The following is a 22,259-nucleotide window of genomic DNA, read 5'->3' as shown; positions in this document are numbered from 1 at the left end:
CGGCGCGGACCGCCTGCGCAGAGGCCGTCGCTCAGGGCAGAGGCCGCCTCAGAGCATCGAGGCGCCGCTGCCAGGTGTCGAGGCGGCCCGGTTCTGCGGCGAGCGCCGGCCCGTCGACCCAGGAGGTGGCGAGCCGGAGGCCGTGCAGCGCGTTCGCGGTCCAGACCTCTCGGCCGTCGAGCGAGGCGGGCTCGGCCGGAGCCTCGATGACGTCGACTCCGAGTGCGCCCGCGAGCACCGAGAGCGTGCGCGCGGTCACGCTCCACACGCGGGGGGAGTCGGCAGGAGGAAGGACCAGGGCGTCGCCGAGCCACCAGATCACGGCGCTCGAGGCGCCGTCGACGATCGCGCCGTCGGGTCCGAGGATCACGGCCTCGTCGGCACCGGCGGCGGCCGCCCGCTTGCGCAGGAGGGCCAGGCGGCCGATGTCCGGTCCCTTGCGTTCAGGGGTGCGCCGTGGATCCACGGGGCTGGTCCAGAGGACGACGGACCGGCCCCGCGGGGGAGCCGGGCGCAGGCGCAGCTGGAGGACGCCCGCGGTGAGCTCCACGCGGGGGAAGTGCTCGCCGGTGCGGGGGAGTGCGGCGATCGCGGCGTCGAAGAAGTCGGAGGCGTCCGCCGAGCCGGCCGCGGCCTGGACGAACCGCTCGCGGTGCAGGTCGAGCCCGCGTACACGCCCGTCGACGACGAGCCAGGAGTCCGCCGCATCGAGTGGGGACGAGCCGGCCGGTGCCGGTCCGAGAGCGCTCCCGTCCCACCTCAGCACGCTGTCGTCGTCCACGACGGCCTACGCTATCCGAGTGATCGGCACCGCACCTCCGCACGGTGCCGCCCACCGTCTCGCGCTGCCGTGGGTCGACCCCGAACGGGCCTACCTCGCCCTGTTCCGCGACGCGCCCGCCTCCTTCTGGCTCGACTCCGGGATCGACGCAGCCACGGGCCGCTCGTACCAGGGGGCGTGCGCTCTCGACGAGGTGCTCGTCGGGGACGAGTGGCCCAGGCTCGAAGGTGCGGGAGATCGGGCGCTCGGCCGCTACGGCTGGATCACGTACGAGGCGGGTGCGCCGTTCGTCGCGCTCCCCGCCGACCCGGAGGCTCCGCCCGGCTCCGTCCTGCTGCGCGGAGACCCCGTGCTCGAGTTCGACCACTCCGCCCACAGTCTCGCCGTCGTCTTCACCGAGGAGCGCCGGGCCGAGGCGGAGCGGCTCGCGGAGGCGCTCGCCGCCTCGACCGCGGCGGAGGTCGTGCGCCCCTCTGAGCCCGCGGGCGCGATCCGCTGGCGGCACGATTCCGCCCACTACCTCGCGCTGATCGAGCGCTGCCAGGCCGCGATCCGCGCGGGAGACGCGTACCAGCTGTGCCTCACCAACGAGGTCGTGGTCGAGGGCCGCTTCGACCCGGTCGAGTGCTATCGGAGGCTCCGCCGATCGAGCCCCAGCCACCACGGCGGCCTGATCCGCGTCGGCGACCGCGCCCTCGTCAGCGCGTCGCCCGAGCGCTTCCTCACCGGCGACATCACCGGGCGGGTGGCGACGCATCCGATCAAGGGCACCCGGCCCCGCTCGAGCGACCCGGCCGAGGACGCCCGGCTGCGCGACGAGCTGCTCGCGAGCGTCAAGGAGCGTGCCGAGAACGTCATGATCGTCGATCTCGTCCGCAACGATCTCGCCCGCATCGCCGAGCCGGCCTCGGTCCGGGTCGACCGGCTCCTCGAGGTCGAGAGCTACCCGCACGTGCACCAGCTCGTCAGCGAGGTCTCGGCGCGGCCCGCCTGGGGAGTGGGCGTCGCGCAGCTGCTCGAGGCGACGTTCCCCGCCGGATCGATGACGGGGGCGCCCAAGCGCCGGGCGGTGCAGCTCCTCCGCGAGCTCGAGGGCGGACCGCGCGGCGTCTACTCGGGCGCCTTCGGCCGCTTCGGCTCCGACGGCTCGCTCGACCTCGCGATGACCATCCGCACCCTCGTCCTCGACGCCCGTTCGGCTCGGATCGGCACCGGCGGAGGCATCACCGCGCTGTCCGTGCCGGCCGAGGAGGTCGAGGAGACGCGCCTCAAAGCCCGGGCGCTGCTCGCCGTCCTCGGAGTCGACACCGAGGCCGCGGAGGATTCGTCGCCCGGCCACTAGAGGCCAGTAGGGTGGTTCGTCGGACGCCGGCGCGTGGTCGCGCGCGTCCTCCCCACCCTTCAGAAGTGAGACACACCCGTGGCAGAAGACACCTCCGCGCACACCGGCCCCCACGACGAGGACCGCTACGACTTCCGCGCCCTCCAAGACAAGTGGCTCCCGATCTGGGAGGAGTCGCGCCCGTTCGCGACCGACGCCGAGGGCGACAAGCGCCCGCGCAAGTACGTGCTCGACATGTTCCCGTACCCCTCCGGCGACCTGCACATGGGTCACGCCGAGGCGTACGCGCTCGGCGACGTCATCGCCCGCTACTGGCGCCAGCAGGGCTTCACCGTGCTGCACCCGATCGGCTGGGACAGCTTCGGCCTGCCCGCCGAGAACGCGGCCATCAAGCGCGGCCTCAACCCCGTCACGTGGACCTACGACAACATCGAGCAGCAGAAGCGCTCGATGAAGCGCTACGCGGCCTCGTTCGACTGGGAACGCGTCATCCACACCTCCGACCCCGAGTACTACAAGTGGAACCAGTGGCTGTTCCTCAAGATGTACGAGAAGGGGCTCGCCTACCGCAAGGACAGCTGGGTCAACTGGGACCCGGTCGACCAGACCGTGCTCGCGAACGAGCAGGTCCTCGCCGACGGCACCTCCGAGCGCTCGGGCGCGGTCGTGGTCAAGAAGAAGCTCACGCAGTGGTACTTCAAGATCACCGACTACGCCGACCGCCTGCTCGACGACCTCAACCAGCTCGAGGGCTCGTGGCCCTCGAAGGTCATCGCCATGCAGCGCAACTGGATCGGCCGCTCGATCGGCGCCGACGTCGAGTTCGAGATCGAGGGCCGAGACGAGCGGGTCACCGTCTTCACGACCCGCCCCGACACCCTGTGGGGAGCGACCTTCATGGTCGTCGCCCCCGACTCCGACCTCGCGGCCGAGCTCGTCGAGAGCGCCGAGCCCGAGGTGCGCGAGTCGTTCCGCAGCTACCTCGAGAAGGTGCAGAAGTCGAGCGAGATCGAGCGTCTCACCGTCGACCGCCCCAAGACCGGCGTGTTCCTCGGCCGCTACGCGGTGAATCCCGTCAACGGCGAGCGCCTGCCGATCTGGGCCGCCGACTACGTGCTCTCCGACTACGGCCACGGCGCGGTGATGGCCGTCCCCGCGCACGACCAGCGCGACCTCGACTTCGCCCGCGCCTTCGACCTGCCCGTGCGGGTCGTCGTCGATACGACCGCTCCCGTCACCGGTGCGATCCCGGTCATCCCGGAGGACCCGGACGAGCTCGCCGAGCTCGAGAAGCGCTACTCCGTCGACCCCGTCGTCACCGGCGAGGCGCTGACCGGAGACGGCCGTCTGATGAACTCGGGGCCGCTCGACGGGCTCTCGAAGCGCACCGCGATCGAGCGCGTCATCAAGCTGCTGGAGGAGCGCGGACGCGGCCGCTCGGCCAAGAACTACCGCCTCCGCGACTGGCTGATCTCGCGCCAGCGCTACTGGGGCACGCCGATCCCGATCATCCACGGCGAGAACGGCGAGCTGATCCCCGTCCCCGAGGACCAGCTGCCCGTCGTCCTGCCGTCCACCGACGGGCTCGACCTGCAGCCCAAGGGCTCCTCGCCGCTGGGCGCCGCGGAGGACTGGGTGAACGTCCCGAACCCGGTCGACGGCACGCCCGCACGCCGCGACCCCGACACGATGGACACCTTCGTCGACTCGTCGTGGTACTTCCTCCGCTTCCTCTCGCCGAACGACTCCACCCAGGCGTTCGACCCGAAGCTCGCCGAGAAGTGGGCGCCGGTCGACCAGTACGTCGGAGGCGTCACCCACGCGATCCTGCACCTGCTCTACGCGCGGTTCATCACCAAGGTGCTCTTCGACCTCGGCTACGTCTCGTTCACCGAGCCGTTCACGGCGCTGCTCAACCAGGGCATGGTGCAGATGGACGGCGCCGCGATGTCGAAGTCCAAGGGCAACATCGTCCGCCTGTCGGACCAGCTGGACGAGTTCGGCGTCGACGCGGTGCGCCTCACGATGGCGTTCGCCGGCCCGCCGGAGGACGACATCGACTGGGCCGACGTGTCGCCGTCGGGCAGCGCGAAGTTCCTCGCGCGCGCCTGGCGCCTCGCGAAGGACGTCACGACGAAGCCCGACGTCGAGTGGAAGGGCGGAGACGCCGCGCTCCGCCGCCAGACGCACCGCTTCCTCGCCGAGGCCCCGGGCCTGATCGAGGCGTTCAAGTTCAACGTCGTCGTCGCGCGCCTGATGGAGCTCGTCAACGCCACCCGCAAGACGATCGACTCCGGGCCCGGCGCGGGCGACCCCGCCGTCCGCGAGGCGACCGAGGTCGTCGCGATGGCGCTCAACCTGTTCGCGCCGTACACGGCCGAGGACATGTGGAGCCGCCTGGGCTACCAGGCGCCGATCGCGCACGTGCTGTGGCGCAAGGCCGACCCGACGCTCCTCGTCGAGGAGAAGGTCACCGCGATCCTGCAGGTCGACGGCAAGGTCCGCGACCGCCTCGAGGTGTCGCCGAAGATCTCGTCGGACGAGCTCGAGGCGAAGGCGCGGTCCACCGCGGGTGTCGCTCGTGCTCTGGCCGGTCGCGAGGTCGTGAAGGCGATCGTCCGGGCCCCGCGTCTGGTGAACCTGGTGACCAAGCCGGCGTAACTCGTCCCGAAGGGGCTCCTCCACAGCGGACGGGCCCCTTCGTCGTTCCACGGATCCGGGGACCCGGCCCGCGGGGGTCGCACCTGCGGACCTACCGTCGGCGGATGCAGCAGACCGAGGAGACCGACGAGGAGGAGCTGTCGGCGCTGCTGCGACGACCGCGACGCACGCGGCCCCGGTGGCGTGTCGGGCTCGGTGCGGCGGTCGTGCTGGTGATCGCCGCGGCGGTGGTGGCGGTCCTGCTCGCGGGGGCTCAGGCCGCCGGGCGCACACGGGTGCTCCCGCCGGCCGAGAGCGTCGCGCCGACGACGGCCGTCTCCGTCGAGATGGTCTACGTGCACGTCGCGGGAGAGGTGGCCGAGCCAGGGCTCTACCTCCTCGATACGGGAGCGCGGGTGGCGGATGCACTCGCGGCGGCGGGAGGGTTCACCGACGTCGCCGATCGTGCGGCGGTCAATCTCGCGCGGCGCCTGGTCGACGGCGAGCAGCTCCTGGTGCCGGCGCAGGGCGCGGCTCCGGTCGGGGCTCCTGCGGCAGGAGGCGCGCCGGCGAGCGGCGGGGTCGTCAGCCTCAGCACCGCGACGGCCGCGCAGCTCGAGGAGCTGCCCGAGATCGGGCCCTCGACCGCAGCGAAGATCGTCGCGTACCGGGAGGCGAACGGCCCGTTCACCTCCGTCGATCAGCTGCTCGAGGTGCCCGGCATCGGCGAGAAGACACTCGAGGCGTTCCGCGAGAGGGTCGCACCGTGATCGGCACCAGAGGGCACGACCTGCGGCTGCTCCCGGGTGCCCTCGCGGTCTGGGCGGCGGGGGCGCTCACGGGGCGTCTCCCGATCGCCGGTGTTCTCGAGTGGGGAGGCGCGGTCGTCGCGCTGGCCTGGGTGGTCGCGGCTCTCGGACTCGCTCTGGCGATCGCTGTGCGGCACAGGCGGGGAGCGGTCGTCGCAGGTGTCATCGTCGTCGCGCTGGCCGGAGCGGCGCTGGCGGTCACCTCGGTCGTGGTCTCCGCGCCGCAGCGGCACCCGCCGGCGCTGGTCGCGGCCGCGGAGTCGCGCGCCGCGGTCTCCCTGCGGGTCAGGGTCGACACGGCGGCCCGTCCGCTCGCGACCGGCGGTGTCTGGTTCGACGCGACTGCTCTGCGTCTCGACGAGGAGGACGTCTCGGCGCCGGTGCGCGTCTTCCTCGCCGAGCCGGGCGGACGGCTGCCCGTCGCCTCCGAGCTCGTGCTCGAGGGCCGGGCCGACGGGGGAGAGGGAGCGGTCGGCGACGACACCCTCCTCACTGCCTCGGCTGTCATCGAGCGGAGCGCACCGACCGGCGTCGCCGCCGTGGCCGAGCTCCTCCGGTCGACCTTCCTCGAGCGGGCCGGCCGGCTCGGAGGCGATGTCGCGGGCCTCCTGCCCGGGCTCGCCACCGGCGACACCTCGGCGCTCGACCCCGGACTCGAGGACGACATGCAGACGGCGTCGCTGACGCACCTCACCGCGGTGTCGGGGGCGAACTGCGCGGTCGTCGTCATCGCGGGGTGGACGGTCGCCGCGCTGCTCGGAGCGGGACGCCGCCTCCGGACCATTGCGGCGCTGGCGACCCTGGCCGCGTTCGTCGTCCTCGTCACGCCGGAGCCGAGCGTCGTGCGCGCGGCAGCGATGGCGACGGTCGTCCTGCTCGCACGGCTCGGACGCCGCTCCGGGGCCGCCGTCCCCTCGCTCCTCGCGAGCGTGATCGTCCTCGTGGTCCTGGATCCGAGCATCGCCGGCCAACTGGGATTCGTGCTGTCCGTCCTCGCGACGGCGGGCCTCCTCCTCTTCGCCGAGCCGATCGCGCGGCGGCTCGGCGAGCTGCTGCCCCGCCCGCTGGCCCTCGTGCTCGCGGTCCCGATCGCGGCTCAGATCGCCTGCCAGCCCGTGGTGCTGCTGGTGGATCCGTCCGTGCCGGTCTACGGCGTGCTCGCGAATCTGCTCGCCGAGCCCGCAGCGCCGGCCGCCACCGGGCTCGGGCTGATCGGCTGCCTGCTGGCACCGTGGTGGCCGGCGGCGGCCGATGCGGCCATCGGCTTCGCAGCGGTACCCGCCTGGTGGATCGCCTCGATCGCCCGGGCCGTCGCCACCTGGCCCTCACCGCGGCTCGCCTGGTGGCCGGGCGTCGGCGGAGTCGTGGCGCTGACGACCCTGACCGTCCTCGGGCTGCTGGTCGTGACGCGCTCCGCCCGACTCGCGGTGCTGCGGCGCCTCTCGGCACTGGTGCTGACCGGAGCCCTCGTGGCGGCCGGTGCGTCGACCGTCGCGACTCCGCTGCTCCGCTCAGCCGCGATTCCCGCCGACTGGCGCATCGCGATGTGCGACATCGGCCAGGGCGACGCCGTGCTGCTCCGTGGCGACGCCGGCGTGCTCCTCGTCGACACCGGCCCACTCCCGGAGCCGCTCGACGCCTGCCTCGATCTGCTCGGCGTCGACCGCATCGCGCTGCTCGTCCTCACCCACTACGACCTCGACCACGTCGGCGGGCTGGAGGCGGTGGTCGGTCGCGTCGACGCCGCGCTGGTCGGCCCCGCCGACCGCGCCGACGACGAGCGGGATCACCGCGCTCTCGAGAACGGAGGCGCGAGCGTCCGCGTGGCCGTCCGCGGCGACTCCGGTGCCCTCGGCTCTCTCCGCTGGCAGGTGGTCTGGCCCGAGCGGGAGAGCTCGCTGCGCGGCAACCCGGCGAGCGTCACCCTCCGGGTCGACATCGGCGCGGATGCGATCGGTGCGCCCCTCTCGGTCGCGATGCTCGGCGATCTGGGCGAGGAGGAGCAGGGGAGGGTCGCGCGGCTCGGCGTCGGCCGCGTCGATGTGGTGAAGGTGGCGCACCACGGCTCCGCCGACCAGTCACCGGCCCTCTACGACGCGCTCAGTGCCCGGATCGGCCTCATCTCGGTCGGCCTCGGCAACGACTACGGCCACCCGACCCCGTCGCTGCTGGCCCTGCTCGCCGAGCGCGGCACCGAGGCGCTGCGGACCGACCTCGACGGCACGGTCGTGCTCTCGTCACGCGCCGACGGAGTGGCGCTGTGGTCGAGCGGCGCGTCGGTCTCCGTGTCGGCCGAGCGGCTCGGCTCCGGCGTGGCGAGCGCGGCCGCGGCACGGCAGGTCAGGGATCGGAGACAGCCGTGGGCCTGCGCGCGTTCAGCTCGGATCGGCGCGACTCGAGCTCCTCCGAGCATCCGAGGTGAGGAGGATGTCGGAGGTCGACGATACGGTCGGCGGGCGAGCAGACCCTAGGGTTGGACGGTCACGGAAGGACGACGGCATGGCAGGCAGGGCACCGGCGCGCGCGAAGGCGGCACCGTCTAAGGCGGCGATCCCGCAGCTCGCATGGAACCAGACGCGGCCCGCACCCATCGTCCTCATCACCGGTCCCGAGCAGTTCCTCGCCGACCGCGCGGTCCGATTCCTCCGCGACTTCCTCCGGGCGGAGGATCCGAGTCTCGAGGTCAGCGACATCGATGCCGCCGGCTACGCGCCCGGCGAGCTGATCACGCTCGCCAGCCCGTCGCTCTTCGACGAGCCGCGCCTGATCCGTGTCTCCGGCGTCGAGAAGTGCACCGACGCCTTCCTCCTCGAGACCCTCGCGTACCTCGACGCTCCCGCCGACGGCACCACGCTCGTCCTCCGGCATGCCGGTGGCAACCGCGGCAAGAAGCTGCTGGACGCGATCCGGTCGGGCACCGGGGGAGGCGTCGAGATCGTCTGCGCCGAGCTCAAGCGCGAGAGCGACAAGGTCGACTTCACGGTCGCCGAGTTCCGCACGTCGGGCCGCACGGCGACGACGGGAGCGATCCGCGCGCTCGTCTCAGCCTTCTCCGACGACCTCGACGAGCTCGCGTCCGCGTGCCAGCAGCTCATCTCCGACTCCCCGGGCGAGATCACGGAGGCGACCGTCGCGAAGTACTACGGCGGCCGCGTCGAGACCACCGCCTTCACGGTCGCCGACTCCGCCATCGCGGGACGCCACGGGGAGGCGCTCCTCGGCCTCCGCCACGCGCTCGCTTCCGGCGCTGATCCCGTCCCCATCGTCGCCGCCTTCGCGAGCAAGCTCCGCGCCATGGCGAAGGTCGCCGGCTCCCGCGAGGGCTCCGGCCAGATCGCCTCCCGCCTCGGCCTCGCCCCCTGGCAGGTCGATCGGGCCCGCCGCGACCTCCAGGGCTGGACCGGCGACGGCCTCGGAACCGCGATCGTCACCGTCGCCGACGCCGACGCGAACGTCAAGGGCGCCACCCGCGATCCCGTCTACGCCCTCGAGCGCATGGTCTCGATCGTGTCGGCCCGCGGCGTCTGACGTTCCGCCCACTCAGGCGAGTGGATCGAGCCGCTCTGTCCAGCCCGTTCTCGAGTCGATCCGCGCCCATACGGTGGGGAGATGACTCAACCAGCTCTGCCCGCAGACGCCGATCGACACGATGTCCTCATCGTCGGCGGAGGCAACGCCGGCCTCTCGGCCGCGGGCCGTCTCCGCCGGTACGGAGTCTCGGACGTCGCGGTGATCGAGCCGCGCGACACCCACTTCTACCAGCCGATGTTCTCGCACGTCGCGGGCGGGAACGCTCCGGCGTCGATGGCGACCCGGTCGCAGGCCTCGGTGATGCCGAAGGGCGTGACCTTGATCAAGGATCGCATGCGGACCATCGATCCCGTCGCGAAGACGGTCACCCTCTCCTCAGGTCGCCGCATCGGCTACGGCCAGCTCGTCGTCTGCCCGGGCATCCAGAAGGACTGGGCGTCGGTCCCCGGCCTGACCGAGGCGATGGAGTCGCCCGTGGGCGTCTCCAACTACGAGTACGACTACGCGCGCAAGGCGTCGAGCGTGCTCAGCGATGTCCGGAGCGGCACCGTGGTCTTCACGCAGCCCAGCGGGCCCGCCACCTGCGCGGGCGCCTCGCAGAAGCCGATGTATCTGGCGTGCGACTACTGGCGCGCGACGGGCGTGCTCGCCGACATCCACGTGGTGCTGGTGGTGCCGACGCCGACGCTGTTCGGCATGCCGATGATCGACGCCGAGCTCGAGCGCAAGGTGCACGAGTACGGCATCGACGTGCGCTACAGCCGCGAGCTGGTCGAGGTCGATTCAGAGGCGCGGAGCATCGTCATCGCCGGCGACGACCGTCGCAGCGCGCATCTCGGTGCGGATCACGACTCCGGGTCGGTGGGCCACGGCCACCGCGAGACGCTCTCCTACGACGTGCTGCACGCCGTCCCCCCGCAGTCGGCACCGGACTGGCTCGCCGGTACGGGGCTCACCGCGCCGGACGGATTCGTCGACGTGGACCCGCTGACGCTCCGCCACCCGCGATACCCCGACGTGTGGGCGCTGGGCGACGCCGCCGCCACGACCAACTCGAAGTCCGGAGGAGCCCTTCGTCCCCAGGTGAAGGCTCTCGCGAAGAACATGGTCGCCGCCCGCAAGAGCAAGCCGCTGCCGCAGGTCTACAACGGCTACTCCGTCTGCCCGTTCGTCGTCTCCCGCTCGACGGTCGTGTTCGCCGAGTTCGACGACCGCTACCGCCCGAAGCCCACGATCCCCTTCTGGAAGGGCCTCGCCAAGGAGCGCCGCGTCACGTACCTCGCCGACCGCTACATCCTCCCGTGGGTCTACTGGAACCTCATCCTCAAGGGCCGCGCCTGACGCTGCCTTTTCGGGCCGCACGTCCTTGGTGACCGTGGCCACCGCCTGCTGATCGAGTAGCCCGCACAGCGCGCGTATCGAGATCCACCACCATCAGAAGGCCGGCGCCGAACGCCGACCTGCCGGCGACGGTGGGTCTCGATACGCCCCTGCGGGGCTACTCGACCAGCATGCTGGCAGCGGGATGCCTACCTCTCCCTGAACATCGATCCGGAGGCCGATCGTCGACCATCAGGGTGACGCAGCCCTATGGATTGAGTCCGACTCGCCGAACCAGCCGCCCACCCCGCAGGGTCACCGGCGATCCGCGTTCGAGCGGATCGTCGTTCCCGGAGCGCTCGCCGCTCCTCGACCGCAACCACCTACGAGGGCCGACTGCGCGACGGACGACGAGGAACGAGGAGACCGTCGACGGCGAGCGGAAACGACGAAAGGCCCGGCCAGAGGCCGGACCTTTCATCGTTGCAGTGAGACGCAGCCTTACAGCGCAGCGACCTGCTTCGCGATGGCCGACTTGCGGTTCGCGGCCTGGTTCTTGTGGATGACGCCCTTGCTCGAGGCCTTGTCGAGCTTCTTCGCGGCGAAGGCGAGCGCGGTGGCGGCCTTCTCGGAGTCGCCGGCGGCGATGGCGGTGTGGACCGCGCGGACGGCGGTCTTCAGCTCGCTCTTGACGGCCTTGTTGCGGTCGTTCGCCTTCTTGTTGGTGAGGTTGCGCTTGATCTGCGACTTGATGTTTGCCACGTGGATTACCTTCTTCTCGGATGTGCGTGTGTGCAGCCGGCTACTCGACGGAGTGCCCCTTCCGCGGGCGTCAGTGCGATCGCCGCGCGGTGCGACTGGAGGTCGCCGGCCAGTGATCACTCCACAACTCCGGTAGTCCGGGTGGGAGCGCAAGCCAACAAGGAACTTTAGCGCACCCGCCGCCCCCGTTCAACTGCGCCGCGCGCTCGCGACACGCCAGGTGTGCACGGCTGTCATCGACGAGAGCGGGCGCCGGGCGCCGATACCCTGGGCAGCGATGCCACGTCTCGCCGATCACATCCCCGCGGTGCCGCCCTCGGGCATCCGCCGCCTCTTCGAGATCGCTCTCCGGCTCGACGGGGTCACGTTCCTCGCCGTCGGCGAGCCGGATGTGCCGCTCGCGCCGCACATCATCGAGGCGGCTCGGGCCGCGTGGGCCGCCGACGACACGAACTACGGGCCGAACGGCGGCATCCCCGAGCTGCGACGAGCGATCGTCGAGAAGCTCGCCCGCGACAACGGGATCCACGCCGACGTCGAGCAGGTCTGGCTCACCATCGGCGGCACTCAGGCGCTCTACCAGGGGATGACGCTGACCCTGGCCGCGGGTGACGAGGTCCTGCTGCCCGATCCCGGCTACACGACCTTCACCATGAACGCGCGGATGATAGGGGCCGTCCCGGTGCCGTACACGCTGCGCCCCGAGAACGGCTTCTTCCCCGACCTCGACGAGCTCGAGCGCATCGTCACCGACCGCACCCGCGTCATCATCGTCAACAGCCCGTCCAACCCGCTCGGAGTCGTCTACCCGCGTCCGCTCCTCGAGCGGCTCCTCGAGTTCGCCCGCCGCCACGACCTCTGGGTGATCAGCGACGAGGTCTACGAGTACTTCACCTACGGCCGCCCGCACGTGAGCCTCGCGGCGATCGCGGAGGAGCTCGGTCACGACGACGACCGCGTCTTCAGCGTCTTCTCGCTCTCGAAGACCTACGCGATGACCGGTGTCCGCGTCGGCTACCTCGTCACTCCTCCCGGCATGACGAAGACGATGGTCACCATGCAGGAGGCGGCGATCAGCTGCGTCGCGACGCCCGATCAGCGCGCGGCCCTCGCGGCGCTGACCGGGCCGCAGGACGCGGTCGCCGCCGCCTCCGCCCACTACCTCTCGAACCTCAAGCTCGCCACCGCCCTGCTCGACGAGCGCGGCATCCGCTTCCGCGAGCCCGAGGGCGCGTTCTACCTCTGGGTCGACGTCTCGCACGCGAGCCAGGGCGACGTCGCGAGCTGGGCCGAGGCGTTCCTCCTCGAGACCCTCGTGGCCGTCGCTCCGGGCAGCGCCTTCGGGCGCAGCGGCGAGGGCTGGATCCGGATCTGCCTCGCCGCCGATCCCGCCGACATCGAGCACGGCCTCCGAACCCTCCCCGCACCCGCGTGAGCGCCGACGGCATCCTCGTCCGCCGGGTGCGGGCGAGCGAGTACGACGAGGTCTCGCGCCTGCGCGTGTCCGCCTACGCGCACGACTACGAGCTGGGGGAGGAGTACGCCGCCGATGTCGCGGACGTCGCCCGGCACGACCGCGAGGGCCAGGTCTGGGTCGCGGAGGATCGTGACGGCCGCCTCCTCGCCACCGTCACGACCGCCGCCGAGGGGCGCAGGCTCTACGAGCTCGGCCGGCCGGGCGAGCTCGACTGGCGGCTGCTCGCCGTGGCTCCCCAGGCGCGCGGCCGCGGTCTCGGACGTCTCCTCACCGAGTTCGTGGTCATGCTCGCGACCGAGCGCGGCCTCGAGCGCGTCGTGATGAACAGCGGGAGCGACATGCTCGCCGCTCACGCCCTCTACGAGAGCATGGGCTTCGTCCGCCTGCCCGAGCGCGAGAACCCGCCCGGCGTCGAGCCCACCCGCACCTACGGCCTCGAGCTCTAGACCGGCCCGTGCCACGGGCATGGGAGACTGGTCGCACAATGTCTCCACGTGCCCTCACCGCTCTCGAGCCCGCCGCGACCGACCCGGCGTCGATCCGCAACTTCTGCATCATCGCCCACATCGACCACGGCAAGTCGACCCTCGCCGACCGCATGCTCGGCATCACGGGCGTCGTCGAGGATCGCGCGATGCGCGCGCAGTACCTCGACCGGATGGACATCGAGCGCGAGCGCGGCATCACGATCAAGTCGCAGGCGGTCCGCATGCCGTGGGAGCGCGACGGCCGCACCTTCGCGCTGAACATGATCGACACCCCCGGACACGTCGACTTCTCGTACGAGGTCAGCCGCTCGCTCGCCGCGTGCGAGGGCGCGATCCTGCTGGTCGACGCCGCTCAGGGCATCGAGGCGCAGACCCTCGCCAACCTCTACCTGGCGCTCGAGAACGACCTCGCGATCATTCCGGTGCTCAACAAGATCGACCTCCCCGCGGCCGACCCCGAGAAGTACGCGGCCGAGCTCGCGAGCCTGATCGGCGGCGACCCCTCCGACGTGCTGCGAGTGTCGGGCAAGACCGGCGTCGGAGTGGAGGCGCTGCTCGATCGCGTCACCGAGCTCGTCCCCCCGCCGGTCGGCGACGCGAACGCGCCGGCGCGCGCGATGATCTTCGACTCGGTCTACGACTCCTACCGCGGCGTCGTCACCTACGTGCGGATGATCGACGGCCAGCTCTCGCCGCGCGAGAAGATCCAGATGATGTCGACCCGCGCTACGCACGAGATCCTCGAGATCGGAGTGTCGAGCCCCGAGCCGACGGTGACCAAGGGTCTCGGAGTCGGCGAGGTCGGCTACCTGATCACCGGCGTGAAGGATGTGCGCCAGTCGAAGGTCGGCGACACCGTCACGACCGCGTCGAAGCCCGCGACCCAGGCTCTGCCCGGCTACACCGAGCCGCTGCCGATGGTCTTCTCGGGTCTCTACCCGATCGACGGCAGCGACTACCCCGACCTCCGTGAGGCGCTCGACAAGCTCAAGCTCTCCGACGCCGCGCTCGTCTACGAGCCCGAGACCTCGGTCGCGCTCGGCTTCGGCTTCCGCTGCGGATTCCTCGGTCTCCTGCACCTCGAGATCGTGACCGAGCGCCTCGACCGCGAGTTCGGCCTCGACCTGATCACCACCGCGCCCTCGGTCATCTACGAGGTGACGACGGAGGACAAGAAGACCGTCACCGTCACGAACCCGAGCGAGTTCCCGGTCGGCAAGATCGCCTCCGTCACCGAGCCGATCGTCAAGGCCGCCATCCTCGCCCCGAAGGACTACGTCGGCACGATCATGGAGCTCTGCCAGAGCCGCCGCGGCACCCTGATCGGCATGGAGTACCTGGGCGAGGACCGCGTCGAGATCCGCTACCACATGCCCCTCGGCGAGATCGTCTTCGACTTCTTCGACAACCTCAAGTCGAAGACCGCCGGCTACGCCTCCCTCGATTACGAGCCCGCAGGTTCGCAGGAGTCCGACCTGGTCAAGGTCGACATCCTGCTGCAGGGCGAGCAGGTCGACGCGTTCAGCGCGATCGTGCACCGCGAGAAGGCCTACGCCTACGGCGTCCTGATGACCGGAAGGCTGCGCAAGCTCATCCCGCGCCAGCAGTTCGAGGTGCCGATCCAGGCCGCGATCGGCGCCCGCATCATCGCGCGCGAGTCGATCAGCGCGATGCGCAAGGACGTCCTCGCCAAGTGCTACGGCGGCGACATCACCCGCAAGCGCAAGCTCCTCGAGAAGCAGAAGGAGGGCAAGAAGCGCATGAAGATGGTCGGCCGCGTCGAGGTCCCCCAGGAGGCGTTCATCGCCGCGCTCTCGGGCGACGTCGAGACCAAGGACAAGAAGTAGCGGTCGAGCTCCGCCTCAGTTCGCGTCGTCCTGGCCGGTGACGTGCACCGCGTACCCGTGGCAGCCCGCGGTCGTCCAGTCGTAGGGCAGGTCGGTCTCCTCGCCGTACAGCGCGGTGAACCCCGCTGACCCCGCAGGGTAGAGCGACGCGGAGAGCGGGTCGTCGGCCGGGCGCGGGCCGCTCGGACGCTCCCACCAGAGCGTGTACGTGTAGTCGAAGCCCTTGTCGAGCATGCACTGAGCGATGATCCGCTGCTGCTCGATCCAGATCGTCGCGTTCGCGCGCTCGCTCTCGTCGAACGAAGCGGGGTAGACGAAGGCCGTGGTGTCGGAGTCGAGGTCGTAGATCGGCTGTCCCGTGGCGTCCTCGCGCGGCAGCGTCTCGAGCAGTGCCGGAGTCGGCGCGAGGGTCGGCTCGACGGAGACCGGGGTCTCGGGGATCGGCTCGGCCGTGGTCTGCACGGGCGCCGGCGTCGTCGACGGCGCGAGAGCGGCGGCCTGCCCCGCGTCGGCGCGGCCCTGGCATCCCGCGAGTGCGCCTCCGACGGTCAGGAGCACGAGGCCCCACGCCGCAGGCCGGAACGCCCCCGATGTCGTCGCCCTCATCCGCACTGAACCCCCACGATCCGCGGTCCTCCCGCGAGCGCAGGAGCAGCCTCCTGAACACTAGCGGCGGACCGCACCCCCATCCGGCTCCTCCCCGGACGCATCCGATACCCTGGAGCCTTGCGCACGAGCCCACCACGGTCCGTCGCCGAGAGCACCACTGCGAACCCGATCACCGCAGTCGAGAACAGGAGCACGCCGTGAGCATCCGACGCTCGAGCTTCGAGGGGCAGCCGCAGGTCACCTACGCGGCGGTCGGCGGGACCCTCGCACCCGACCTGCTCGAGTACCCGCCCGACGGATTCACCGCCGAGCGTTTCGAGGCCCGCCTCGGCTCGGGAGCCGAGCGCTTCGCCATCACCACCGCGTCGCTGATGACCTGGGGCGTGCAGCGCGGCAGCGGCATCACGGTCTCCGACATCACCTCGGGCAGCGGCGTGCAGTACACCGGCGTCAACTTCGACTCGGCCGGCACCCCGATCGATCTCGCGAGCCGCCCGACGGAGGAGCACTTCGCTCCCGACGGCACGCCCTACATCACCGCCGGCGTCACCGCGGTCCTCAAGGTCACCCTCCTCGGCCGCACGGTGGACGCCCCGGTGCGGGTCGTCTACGTCGTAGACGAGCCCGACCAGGTCGGCTTCGCCTACGGCACGCTCGAGGGCCACCCCGAGAGCGGCGAGGAGTCGTTCGTCGTCGAGAAGCGCGCCGACGACTCGGTCTGGCTCGTCATCCGCGTCTTCTCTCGCCCCTCCACCGCTCTCTACCGCCTGGGTGCCCCGGTGCTGCGCTCCGTGCAGAAGCGGCAGGTCAAGAAGTACCTGCGCGCACTGCTGCCGGCGCGCGTCAGCTGACGTGGGAAGCGCCCCCCCGCTCGCCGATCCCGCTCCGCTCGACGGCCTCCTGCCCGCGTCCGTCGCCGACGGCGTCGAGCAGCGCGACCTCGGTCTCTACGTGCACGTGCCGTTCTGCCGCGTGCGCTGCGGCTACTGCGACTTCAACACCTACACCGCCACCGAGCTGCGCGGTGCGAAGCAGCAGGACTACGCCGACCAGGCGATCGGCGAGATGGTGCTCGGCGCCTCCGTGCTCGAGCGCGCCGGCCTGCCGCGGCGCCCGGCGGCGACGGTGTTCTTCGGAGGCGGCACACCCACGCTGCTCCCGGCCGGCGACCTCGTGCGCATGCTCGACGGGCTCCGCACGAACTTCGGCATCGCCGAGGGGGCCGAGATCACGACGGAGGCCAACCCCGACTCGGTCGACGCCGCCTACCTGCGCACGCTGGCCGACGCCGGCTTCACCCGCGTCAGCTTCGGGATGCAGTCGGCCGTCCCGCACGTCCTCGCGACGCTCGAGCGCACGCACGATCCCGAGCGCGTGCCGCTCGTGGTGCAGTGGGCTCGGGATGCCGGACTGCAGGTCAGCCTCGACCTCATCTACGGCACGCCGGGAGAGTCGCTGGCCGACTGGGAGCGCTCGCTCGACTCCGCGCTCGCGAACCGACCGGACCACCTGTCCGCCTACGCGCTGATCGTCGAGGACGGCACCAAGCTCGCCCGGCAGATCCGCCGGGGCGAGGTGGCGACTCCGGACGACGACCTCACCGCGGACATGTACGAGCTGGCCGACGCGCGACTCGCGGCTGCCGGCTACTCGTGGTACGAGGTCAGCAACTGGGCCCGCGACGACGCGCACCGCTCGCGGCACAACCTCTCGTACTGGCTCGGTCACGACTGGTGGGGCGTCGGTCCGGGTGCGCACAGCCATGTCGGCGGGGTGCGCTGGTGGAACGTGAAGCACCCGGCGGCCTACGCCGACCGCCTCCGCGCCGGCGACTCGCCCGCCGCCGGGCGCGAGACGCTCGACGCCGACACGCGCCGGGTCGAGGACGTGCTGCTGCGATCCCGGCTCTCGGACGGCCTGCCGATCGACGCGGTCGATCCGGAGCACAGGCGCGACGTCGCGGGTCTCATCGCCGACGGTCTCGTGGACGGCCGCGCCGCCCTGCAGGGACGCGTCGTGCTGACGCTGCGGGGGCGCCTGCTGGCCGACGCGGTCGTGCGCCGCCTCACCGACGGCTGAGTCTCACCAGTAAGGCCGGAATCCCCGGATCCCGAGATCTCGGGAAGAAGGGGGCTTCCGGCCTTACTCGCGCGGACGTTCCTACTTGAAGAACGGGATGCTGAGCGGGTACGTGTAGTACTCGCCCGCACTCGCGCGTACCGCGGCGATGATGCCGAAGATGATCACCAGGATCGGCACGACGAAGAACACGATCACGCCGACGAACACGAAGGTCAGGATCGTGCCGGCGACGTAGGCGATCAGCGTCGTCAGGTGGAAGTTCAGGGCCGACTTCGCGTGGGCCTCGAGGAACGGTCCGCGGCCCTTGAAGACGAGGAACACGATCAGCGACGGCAGGAAGCTGAAGAAGATGCCGAGCACGTGCGTCACGATCGCCCAGGTCTTCTCGTCCGCCGGGTTGAGCGGCGGAGCGGGCGTGCCGTAAGCGGGGGGCGGGGGAGGGGTGGCCGACATGAGAGTCTCCGTTTCCGACGTCTGCGCCCCGGGCGACCCCCGTGCGCTCGGCGTCCATCGTGGCATGCGCGGGCGTCCAGCGAGTCGTCCTACTTGATGAGTCGGACGGCGAACGGGTACCGGTAGGGGGTCCCGTCCTTCGCCTTGAGGAATCCGAGGATCGAGAACACGATCGAGACGACCCACGCGGCGAGGTCCAGCGGGATCCCGATGATCGCTCCGACGACCGTCGCCGAGAGGATCCAGGCGATCACGTGGACGATCAGGAGCGTGATCTGGAAGTTCAGCGCCTCCTTGGCCTCCGCCTCCGTGAAGCGGCCGCGGTCCTTGAAGACGAGCCAGATGATCAGCGACGGGAGGAAGGACAGGATGCCGCCGAGGTGCGCGAACGACGCCCACTGGCGGTCCTCGGTCTCGGTCAGCGGGGCGGCGGCGGGGCGGGGAGTGGGCTCCGGTGAGCCGCCTGCATCGGGAAGTGACATGGTCGTTCCTCTCAGAAGACGCGCTCCGGCGCGCGTCGATCGACGTGCGCACCGGCCGGCCGCGCGTCGACCGCCTCCGACCGCGCGCTCACGGTACTGCCGTCGCCGACGGCGGGCAATGAGCGAGCACCACGCCGATCCGCACGCAACCCCGGCCTCTCTCCGCGCGCGCGGTTATGATTGGCACTCATTCCCGCGGAGTGCCAAGGTCCGCGATGAAGTGCACACGGAGCCCGACGGGAGGTCGATCGCATGGTGACGGAGCGAGGTCTCCAGGTGCTGCGCGTCATCGTGCAGGACTACGTCGCGCACCGCGAGCCGGTCGGCTCCAAGTCGATCGTCGAGCGCCACGCGTTCGGAGTCTCTGCCGCCACCATCCGCAACGAGATGGCGCAGCTCGAGGAGGAGGAGCTGATCGCGGCCCCGCACACCTCCTCAGGCCGCGTTCCCACCGACAAGGGCTACCGCCTCTTCGTCGACCAGCTCACCGATCTGCGCCCGCTGACCGCGGCCCAGCGGCAGGCGATCGAGACGTTCCTGGGCCAGAGCCCCGATCTCGACGAGGTGCTCGTGAAGACGGTGCGTCTGCTCTCGCAGCTCACCAACAGCGTCGCCCTCGTGCAGTACCCGTCGTTCGGAGCCGCGCGCATCCGCCACGTGGAGCTGGTGGCTCTGGCGCCCAGGCGCCTCCTGTCGGTGCTGATCACCGACACCGGCCGGGTCGATCAGCGCGTGCTCGAGACGCCGGCCGATGTCGACGACGAGCTGCTCGGCGAGATCCGCGCCAAGCTCAACACCGCCGTTCTCGGTCTGGGCCTCCAGGCCGCCGCCGAGATCCTGCAGACGGCTGCCGAGCGGTTCGCTCCGGAGCGGCGCGAGACGCTGACCCCGATCGTGCAGACCCTGCTCGAGCAGGTCGGCGCGAACCGGCAGGACCGCCTCGTGATGGCGGGCGCGGCCAACCTCGTGCGCACCGAGGAGGACTTCTCGGGCAGCATCTACCCGGTCCTCGAAGCGATCGAGGAGCAGGTCGAGCTCCTGCGCCTGTTCGCCGAGATGACGCCCGATCCGCGGGGCATCTCGGTCCGCATCGGCCGTGAGAACGCGCCGTTCGGCCTCCAGGAGACGTCCGTGCTCACGAGCGGCTACAACACCTCGGGCGGCCAGGTCTCGCGCCTCGGCGTCCTCGGGCCGATCCGGATGGACTACTCCGGCAACATCGCGGCGGTCCGAGCCGTCGCCCGCTACCTCTCCCGCCTCCTCGGCGAGGAGTGACCCCGAACCTCCGCCGGTCCCTCCGGCTCCCGACAGGTCCGCCGTGCCCGGCGCACCGACCCACGAACGAAGGACGAAGCCACCTGTGGCCGATCACTACGAAGTGCTGGGCGTCGCCCGCGACGCCTCCAACGACGAGATCAAGAAGGCGTACCGCCGGCTCGCGCGCGAACTGCACCCCGACGTCAATCCCAGCGCCGACGCCTCCGAGCGCTTCAAGCTCGTCACGCACGCTTACGACGTCCTGAGCGACGCGCAGCAGCGCCAGCAGTACGACCGCGGCCCGCAGGAGGGCTTCGGGGGCGGCGCTCAGGGCTTCGGTGGCTTCGGCGACATCTTCGAGACGTTCTTCGGCCAGGGCGCGCAGGGGTCGTCCCGCGGTCCCCGGTCGCGCCGCGAGCGCGGTCAGGACGCGCTGCTGCGGGTCGAGGTGTCGCTCGACGAGGTCATCTTCGGCACCCACCGCGACCTCGAGGTCGACACCGCCGTGCTCTGCGAGACCTGCAACGGCTCGTGCTGCCAGCCCGGCACCTCGCCCGTCACCTGCGACATCTGCCACGGCTCGGGCCAGATCCAGCGCACGGTCCGCTCACTCCTCGGCAACGTGATGACCGCGAGTCCCTGCGGCACCTGCCGCGGCTACGGCACCGTCATCGCGACCCCGTGCTCCACCTGCCAGGGACAGGGCCGCGTCCGCGCGCGCCGCACGATCCCCGTCGACGTCCCCGCGGGGGTCGACACGGGCCTCCGCCTGCAGATGCCGGGCAGCGGCGAGGTCGGCCCCGCAGGCGGACCGAACGGCGACCTCTACCTCGAGATCAAGGTCAAGCACCACGACGTCTTCAGCCGCAACGGCGACGACCTGCTCTGCACCCTCGAAGTGCAGATGACCGATGCGATCCTCGGCTCGACCGCGACGCTCGCCGCCCTCGACGGCGACATCGAGATCGAGATCAAGCCGGGCACCCAGAGCACCGAGATCGTCACGATCAAGGGCCGCGGAGTCACGAAGCTGCGCGGAAACGGTCGCGGCGACCTGCGCATCGGCATCCAGGTGGTCACACCAACCAAGCTCGGCCACCGCGAACGCGAGCTCGTCCAGGAGTTCGCCAAGCACTACAAGCCGCAGAAGCCGGCGCTCACCCACTTCCAGCAGGGGCTGTTCTCGAAGCTCCGCGACCGTTTCCTCGGCTAGGCCGGCGTGGCGCACCACTACATCGACGAGACACTCGACTCCGGCGACTTCGTCCGGGGAGGGCGGCTCGTGCTGACCGGCGCGGAGGCGCGCCACGCCGCCACGGTCAGCCGCCTCCGCGCCGGCGAGTCGGTGCGCATCGGCGACGGCCGGGGGCGAGTCGCCACCGCGACCGTCGAGACGGCGGAGGCGTCCCGCGTCTCGCTCCTCGTCGACTCGGTCGAGGAGCTGGCCGCCCCCTCGCCCCGGCTCGTGCTCGTGCAGGCCCTCGCCAAGGGGGACCGCGACGAGCTCGCGATCCAGGCGGCGACCGAGCTGGGCGTCGACGAGGTCGTCCCCTGGCAGGCGAACCGCTCCGTCTCGCGCTGGGCGGGCGGCAAGGAGGAGAAGGGCCGCGAGCGCTGGCGCAGCATCGTCCGCGAGGCGAGCAAGCAGTCGCTGCGCGCCCGGGTGCCGGAGGTGTCGGCGCTGGCCGTCCTGCGAGGGATCGTCGAGCGGGCCGGGACCGCCCGGATCCTCGTCCTCGAGCCGGGTGCCGCCTCCCGGCTCTCGGCCGTGATGCCCGATGAGCGCGACCTGGTGCTGGTCGTCGGCCCCGAAGGCGGTATCGCTCCGGAGGAGCTGCGAGCACTCGAGGAGGCGGGGGCCGAGGCCGTCGCGCTGGGCGACTCCGTCCTGCGCACCTCGACCGCCGGGCCCGCCGCGATCGCCGTGCTCTCGGCCCGGCTCGGCCGCTGGTGACGCGCGCCCTCGGCGAACGGCGCGCCCGAGTGCGGGTAGCCGCCTTTACGATGGTCGTATGAGCGAACCCACCGTCTTCACCCGCATCGTCCGGGGCGAGATCCCTGCCGACGTGGTGTTCGAGAACGAGCGGATCCTCGCCATCACCGACATCGCGCCGAAGGCTCCGGTCCACTTCCTCGTCTTCCCCAAGACCCAGGAGTACGCGACCGTCGCCGCTCTCGCCGCCGCCGACGCCTCCCTGCTCGCCGAGATGGTCGAGGTCGCGCAGACCCTGGCCGATGCGCACTCCGGCGGGCAGTTCCGCCTCGTCTTCAACTCGGGCGAAGAGGCCGGCCAGACCGTGTTCCACGTCCACGCCCATGTCCTGGGCGGACACCTGACGGAAGGCTCTCTTGCCACCGGTTGACCACGCGGGCGACAGC

General features: G+C 71.3%; 20 protein-coding genes. 15 read left to right on the top strand and 5 right to left on the bottom strand.

What is annotated here, in order from left to right; translation table 11 throughout:
• Positions 1 to 31: 31 nt before the first annotated feature.
• On the bottom strand, positions 32 to 781 hold the full coding sequence (locus ASG06_RS15970) for an aminotransferase class IV (RefSeq protein ID WP_082499298.1): 750 nt from the start codon (positions 779 to 781) through the stop codon (positions 32 to 34).
• Between the two features lie 19 nt (positions 782 to 800).
• Here ASG06_RS15970 and ASG06_RS15965 point away from each other — a divergent pair, with 19 nt between their 5' ends.
• From ASG06_RS15965 to ASG06_RS15940, 6 genes are all read left to right on the top strand, one after another.
• A complete protein-coding gene (locus ASG06_RS15965; protein WP_231727786.1) occupies positions 801 to 2,123 on the top strand; it encodes an anthranilate synthase component I family protein in 1,323 nt (440 codons plus the stop codon).
• Positions 2,124 to 2,201: 78 nt separating this feature from the next.
• Complete coding sequence (gene leuS / locus ASG06_RS15960; protein WP_056044328.1) at positions 2,202 to 4,784, top strand: leucine--tRNA ligase; 2,583 nt, start codon at positions 2,202 to 2,204, stop codon at positions 4,782 to 4,784.
• Positions 4,785 to 4,888: 104 nt separating this feature from the next.
• Complete coding sequence (locus ASG06_RS15955) at positions 4,889 to 5,533, top strand: ComEA family DNA-binding protein (RefSeq protein ID WP_082499297.1); 645 nt, start codon at positions 4,889 to 4,891, stop codon at positions 5,531 to 5,533.
• Positions 5,530 to 8,043 (top strand): ComEC/Rec2 family competence protein, encoded by a 2,514-nt coding sequence (locus tag ASG06_RS15950; protein ID WP_056044327.1) that lies wholly within the window; start codon positions 5,530 to 5,532, stop codon positions 8,041 to 8,043. Before ASG06_RS15955 ends, ASG06_RS15950 begins: the two co-directional genes overlap by 4 nt.
• Positions 8,044 to 8,071: 28 nt before the next feature.
• Entirely contained in the window at positions 8,072 to 9,100 is a 1,029-nt protein-coding gene (gene holA / locus ASG06_RS15945; protein WP_056044325.1) for a DNA polymerase III subunit delta, read from the top strand.
• Positions 9,101 to 9,181: 81 nt separating this feature from the next.
• Complete coding sequence (locus ASG06_RS15940; protein ID WP_056044324.1) at positions 9,182 to 10,444, top strand: NAD(P)/FAD-dependent oxidoreductase; 1,263 nt, start codon at positions 9,182 to 9,184, stop codon at positions 10,442 to 10,444.
• Between the two features lie 480 nt (positions 10,445 to 10,924).
• Here the strand turns inward: ASG06_RS15940 and rpsT are convergent, their stop codons facing one another.
• Positions 10,925 to 11,185, bottom strand: a complete 261-nt coding sequence (rpsT, locus tag ASG06_RS15935; RefSeq protein WP_056044322.1) for a 30S ribosomal protein S20 — start codon at positions 11,183 to 11,185, stop codon at positions 10,925 to 10,927.
• Positions 11,186 to 11,462: 277 nt separating this feature from the next.
• Here rpsT and ASG06_RS15930 point away from each other — a divergent pair, with 277 nt between their 5' ends.
• The 3 genes from ASG06_RS15930 to lepA are packed head-to-tail and all read left to right on the top strand — an operon-like array spanning position 11,463 to position 14,997.
• Positions 11,463 to 12,620, top strand: coding sequence for a pyridoxal phosphate-dependent aminotransferase (locus tag ASG06_RS15930; protein WP_056044320.1), 1,158 nt, complete (start codon positions 11,463 to 11,465; stop codon positions 12,618 to 12,620).
• Positions 12,617 to 13,108: a GNAT family N-acetyltransferase gene (locus ASG06_RS15925; RefSeq protein WP_056044318.1), complete on the top strand. Its 492-nt coding sequence runs from the start codon at positions 12,617 to 12,619 to the stop codon at positions 13,106 to 13,108. The genes ASG06_RS15930 and ASG06_RS15925 overlap by 4 nt, the downstream gene beginning before the upstream one ends.
• 38 nt (positions 13,109 to 13,146) lie before the next feature.
• Entirely contained in the window at positions 13,147 to 14,997 is a 1,851-nt protein-coding gene (lepA, locus tag ASG06_RS15920) for a translation elongation factor 4 (RefSeq protein WP_056044316.1), read from the top strand.
• A gap of 15 nt (positions 14,998 to 15,012) precedes the next feature.
• Here lepA and ASG06_RS15915 read toward each other — a convergent pair whose 3' ends face one another.
• Positions 15,013 to 15,603, bottom strand: coding sequence for a hypothetical protein (locus ASG06_RS15915; protein WP_156466012.1), 591 nt, complete (start codon positions 15,601 to 15,603; stop codon positions 15,013 to 15,015).
• A 200-nt stretch (positions 15,604 to 15,803) separates the two neighbouring features.
• On the opposite strand from ASG06_RS15915, the gene ASG06_RS15910 reads away from it, so the two are divergent.
• Positions 15,804 to 16,457 (top strand): DUF1990 family protein, encoded by a 654-nt coding sequence (locus ASG06_RS15910; RefSeq protein WP_231727784.1) that lies wholly within the window; start codon positions 15,804 to 15,806, stop codon positions 16,455 to 16,457.
• Position 16,458: 1 nt separating this feature from the next.
• Positions 16,459 to 17,685 carry a radical SAM family heme chaperone HemW gene (gene hemW / locus ASG06_RS15905; protein WP_056044314.1) on the top strand — a complete coding sequence of 409 codons (1,227 nt, stop codon included), beginning with the start codon at positions 16,459 to 16,461 and terminating at the stop codon, positions 17,683 to 17,685.
• An 81-nt stretch (positions 17,686 to 17,766) separates the two neighbouring features.
• On the opposite strand, the gene ASG06_RS15900 is transcribed toward hemW, so the two are convergent.
• Together ASG06_RS15900 and ASG06_RS15895 are read right to left on the bottom strand one after the other, a co-directional pair.
• Entirely contained in the window at positions 17,767 to 18,141 is a 375-nt protein-coding gene (locus tag ASG06_RS15900) for a DUF4870 domain-containing protein (protein ID WP_056044312.1), read from the bottom strand.
• An 89-nt stretch (positions 18,142 to 18,230) separates the two neighbouring features.
• Positions 18,231 to 18,623, bottom strand: coding sequence for a DUF4870 domain-containing protein (locus tag ASG06_RS15895; RefSeq protein WP_056044311.1), 393 nt, complete (start codon positions 18,621 to 18,623; stop codon positions 18,231 to 18,233).
• A 252-nt stretch (positions 18,624 to 18,875) separates the two neighbouring features.
• On the opposite strand from ASG06_RS15895, the gene hrcA reads away from it, so the two are divergent.
• From hrcA to ASG06_RS15875, 4 genes are all read left to right on the top strand, one after another.
• Entirely contained in the window at positions 18,876 to 19,898 is a 1,023-nt protein-coding gene (gene hrcA / locus ASG06_RS15890; protein WP_056044309.1) for a heat-inducible transcriptional repressor HrcA, read from the top strand.
• Between the two features lie 85 nt (positions 19,899 to 19,983).
• A complete protein-coding gene (dnaJ, locus tag ASG06_RS15885) occupies positions 19,984 to 21,093 on the top strand; it encodes a molecular chaperone DnaJ (protein WP_056044307.1) in 1,110 nt (369 codons plus the stop codon).
• Between the two features lie 6 nt (positions 21,094 to 21,099).
• Positions 21,100 to 21,834 carry a 16S rRNA (uracil(1498)-N(3))-methyltransferase gene (locus tag ASG06_RS15880; protein WP_056044306.1) on the top strand — a complete coding sequence of 245 codons (735 nt, stop codon included), beginning with the start codon at positions 21,100 to 21,102 and terminating at the stop codon, positions 21,832 to 21,834.
• Positions 21,835 to 21,892: 58 nt separating this feature from the next.
• Positions 21,893 to 22,243: an HIT domain-containing protein gene (locus ASG06_RS15875; protein ID WP_056044304.1), complete on the top strand. Its 351-nt coding sequence runs from the start codon at positions 21,893 to 21,895 to the stop codon at positions 22,241 to 22,243.
• Positions 22,244 to 22,259 lie beyond the last annotated feature (16 nt).

Origin of the sequence: Rathayibacter sp. Leaf185 (assembly GCF_001423885.1) — a bacterium.
GTDB lineage: Bacteria > Actinomycetota > Actinomycetes > Actinomycetales > Microbacteriaceae > Rathayibacter.
Note: the sequence above shows the minus strand (reverse complement) of the source record. Positions and strands in the feature narration are given on the sequence as shown.

Coding starts and splice junctions, on each gene's coding strand:
- ASG06_RS15895 (WP_056044311.1), bottom strand. CDS start 18,623: ATGTCACTTCCCGATGCAGGCGGCTCACCGGAGCCCACTCCCCGCCCC.
- ASG06_RS15955 (WP_082499297.1), top strand. CDS start 4,889: ATGCAGCAGACCGAGGAGACCGACGAGGAGGAGCTGTCGGCGCTGCTG.
- lepA (WP_056044316.1), top strand. CDS start 13,147: ATGTCTCCACGTGCCCTCACCGCTCTCGAGCCCGCCGCGACCGACCCG.
- ASG06_RS15930 (WP_056044320.1), top strand. CDS start 11,463: ATGCCACGTCTCGCCGATCACATCCCCGCGGTGCCGCCCTCGGGCATC.
- hrcA (WP_056044309.1), top strand. CDS start 18,876: ATGGTGACGGAGCGAGGTCTCCAGGTGCTGCGCGTCATCGTGCAGGAC.
- ASG06_RS15915 (WP_156466012.1), bottom strand. CDS start 15,603: ATGAGGGCGACGACATCGGGGGCGTTCCGGCCTGCGGCGTGGGGCCTC.
- holA (WP_056044325.1), top strand. CDS start 8,072: ATGGCAGGCAGGGCACCGGCGCGCGCGAAGGCGGCACCGTCTAAGGCG.
- ASG06_RS15875 (WP_056044304.1), top strand. CDS start 21,893: ATGAGCGAACCCACCGTCTTCACCCGCATCGTCCGGGGCGAGATCCCT.
- ASG06_RS15900 (WP_056044312.1), bottom strand. CDS start 18,141: ATGTCGGCCACCCCTCCCCCGCCCCCCGCTTACGGCACGCCCGCTCCG.
- ASG06_RS15940 (WP_056044324.1), top strand. CDS start 9,182: ATGACTCAACCAGCTCTGCCCGCAGACGCCGATCGACACGATGTCCTC.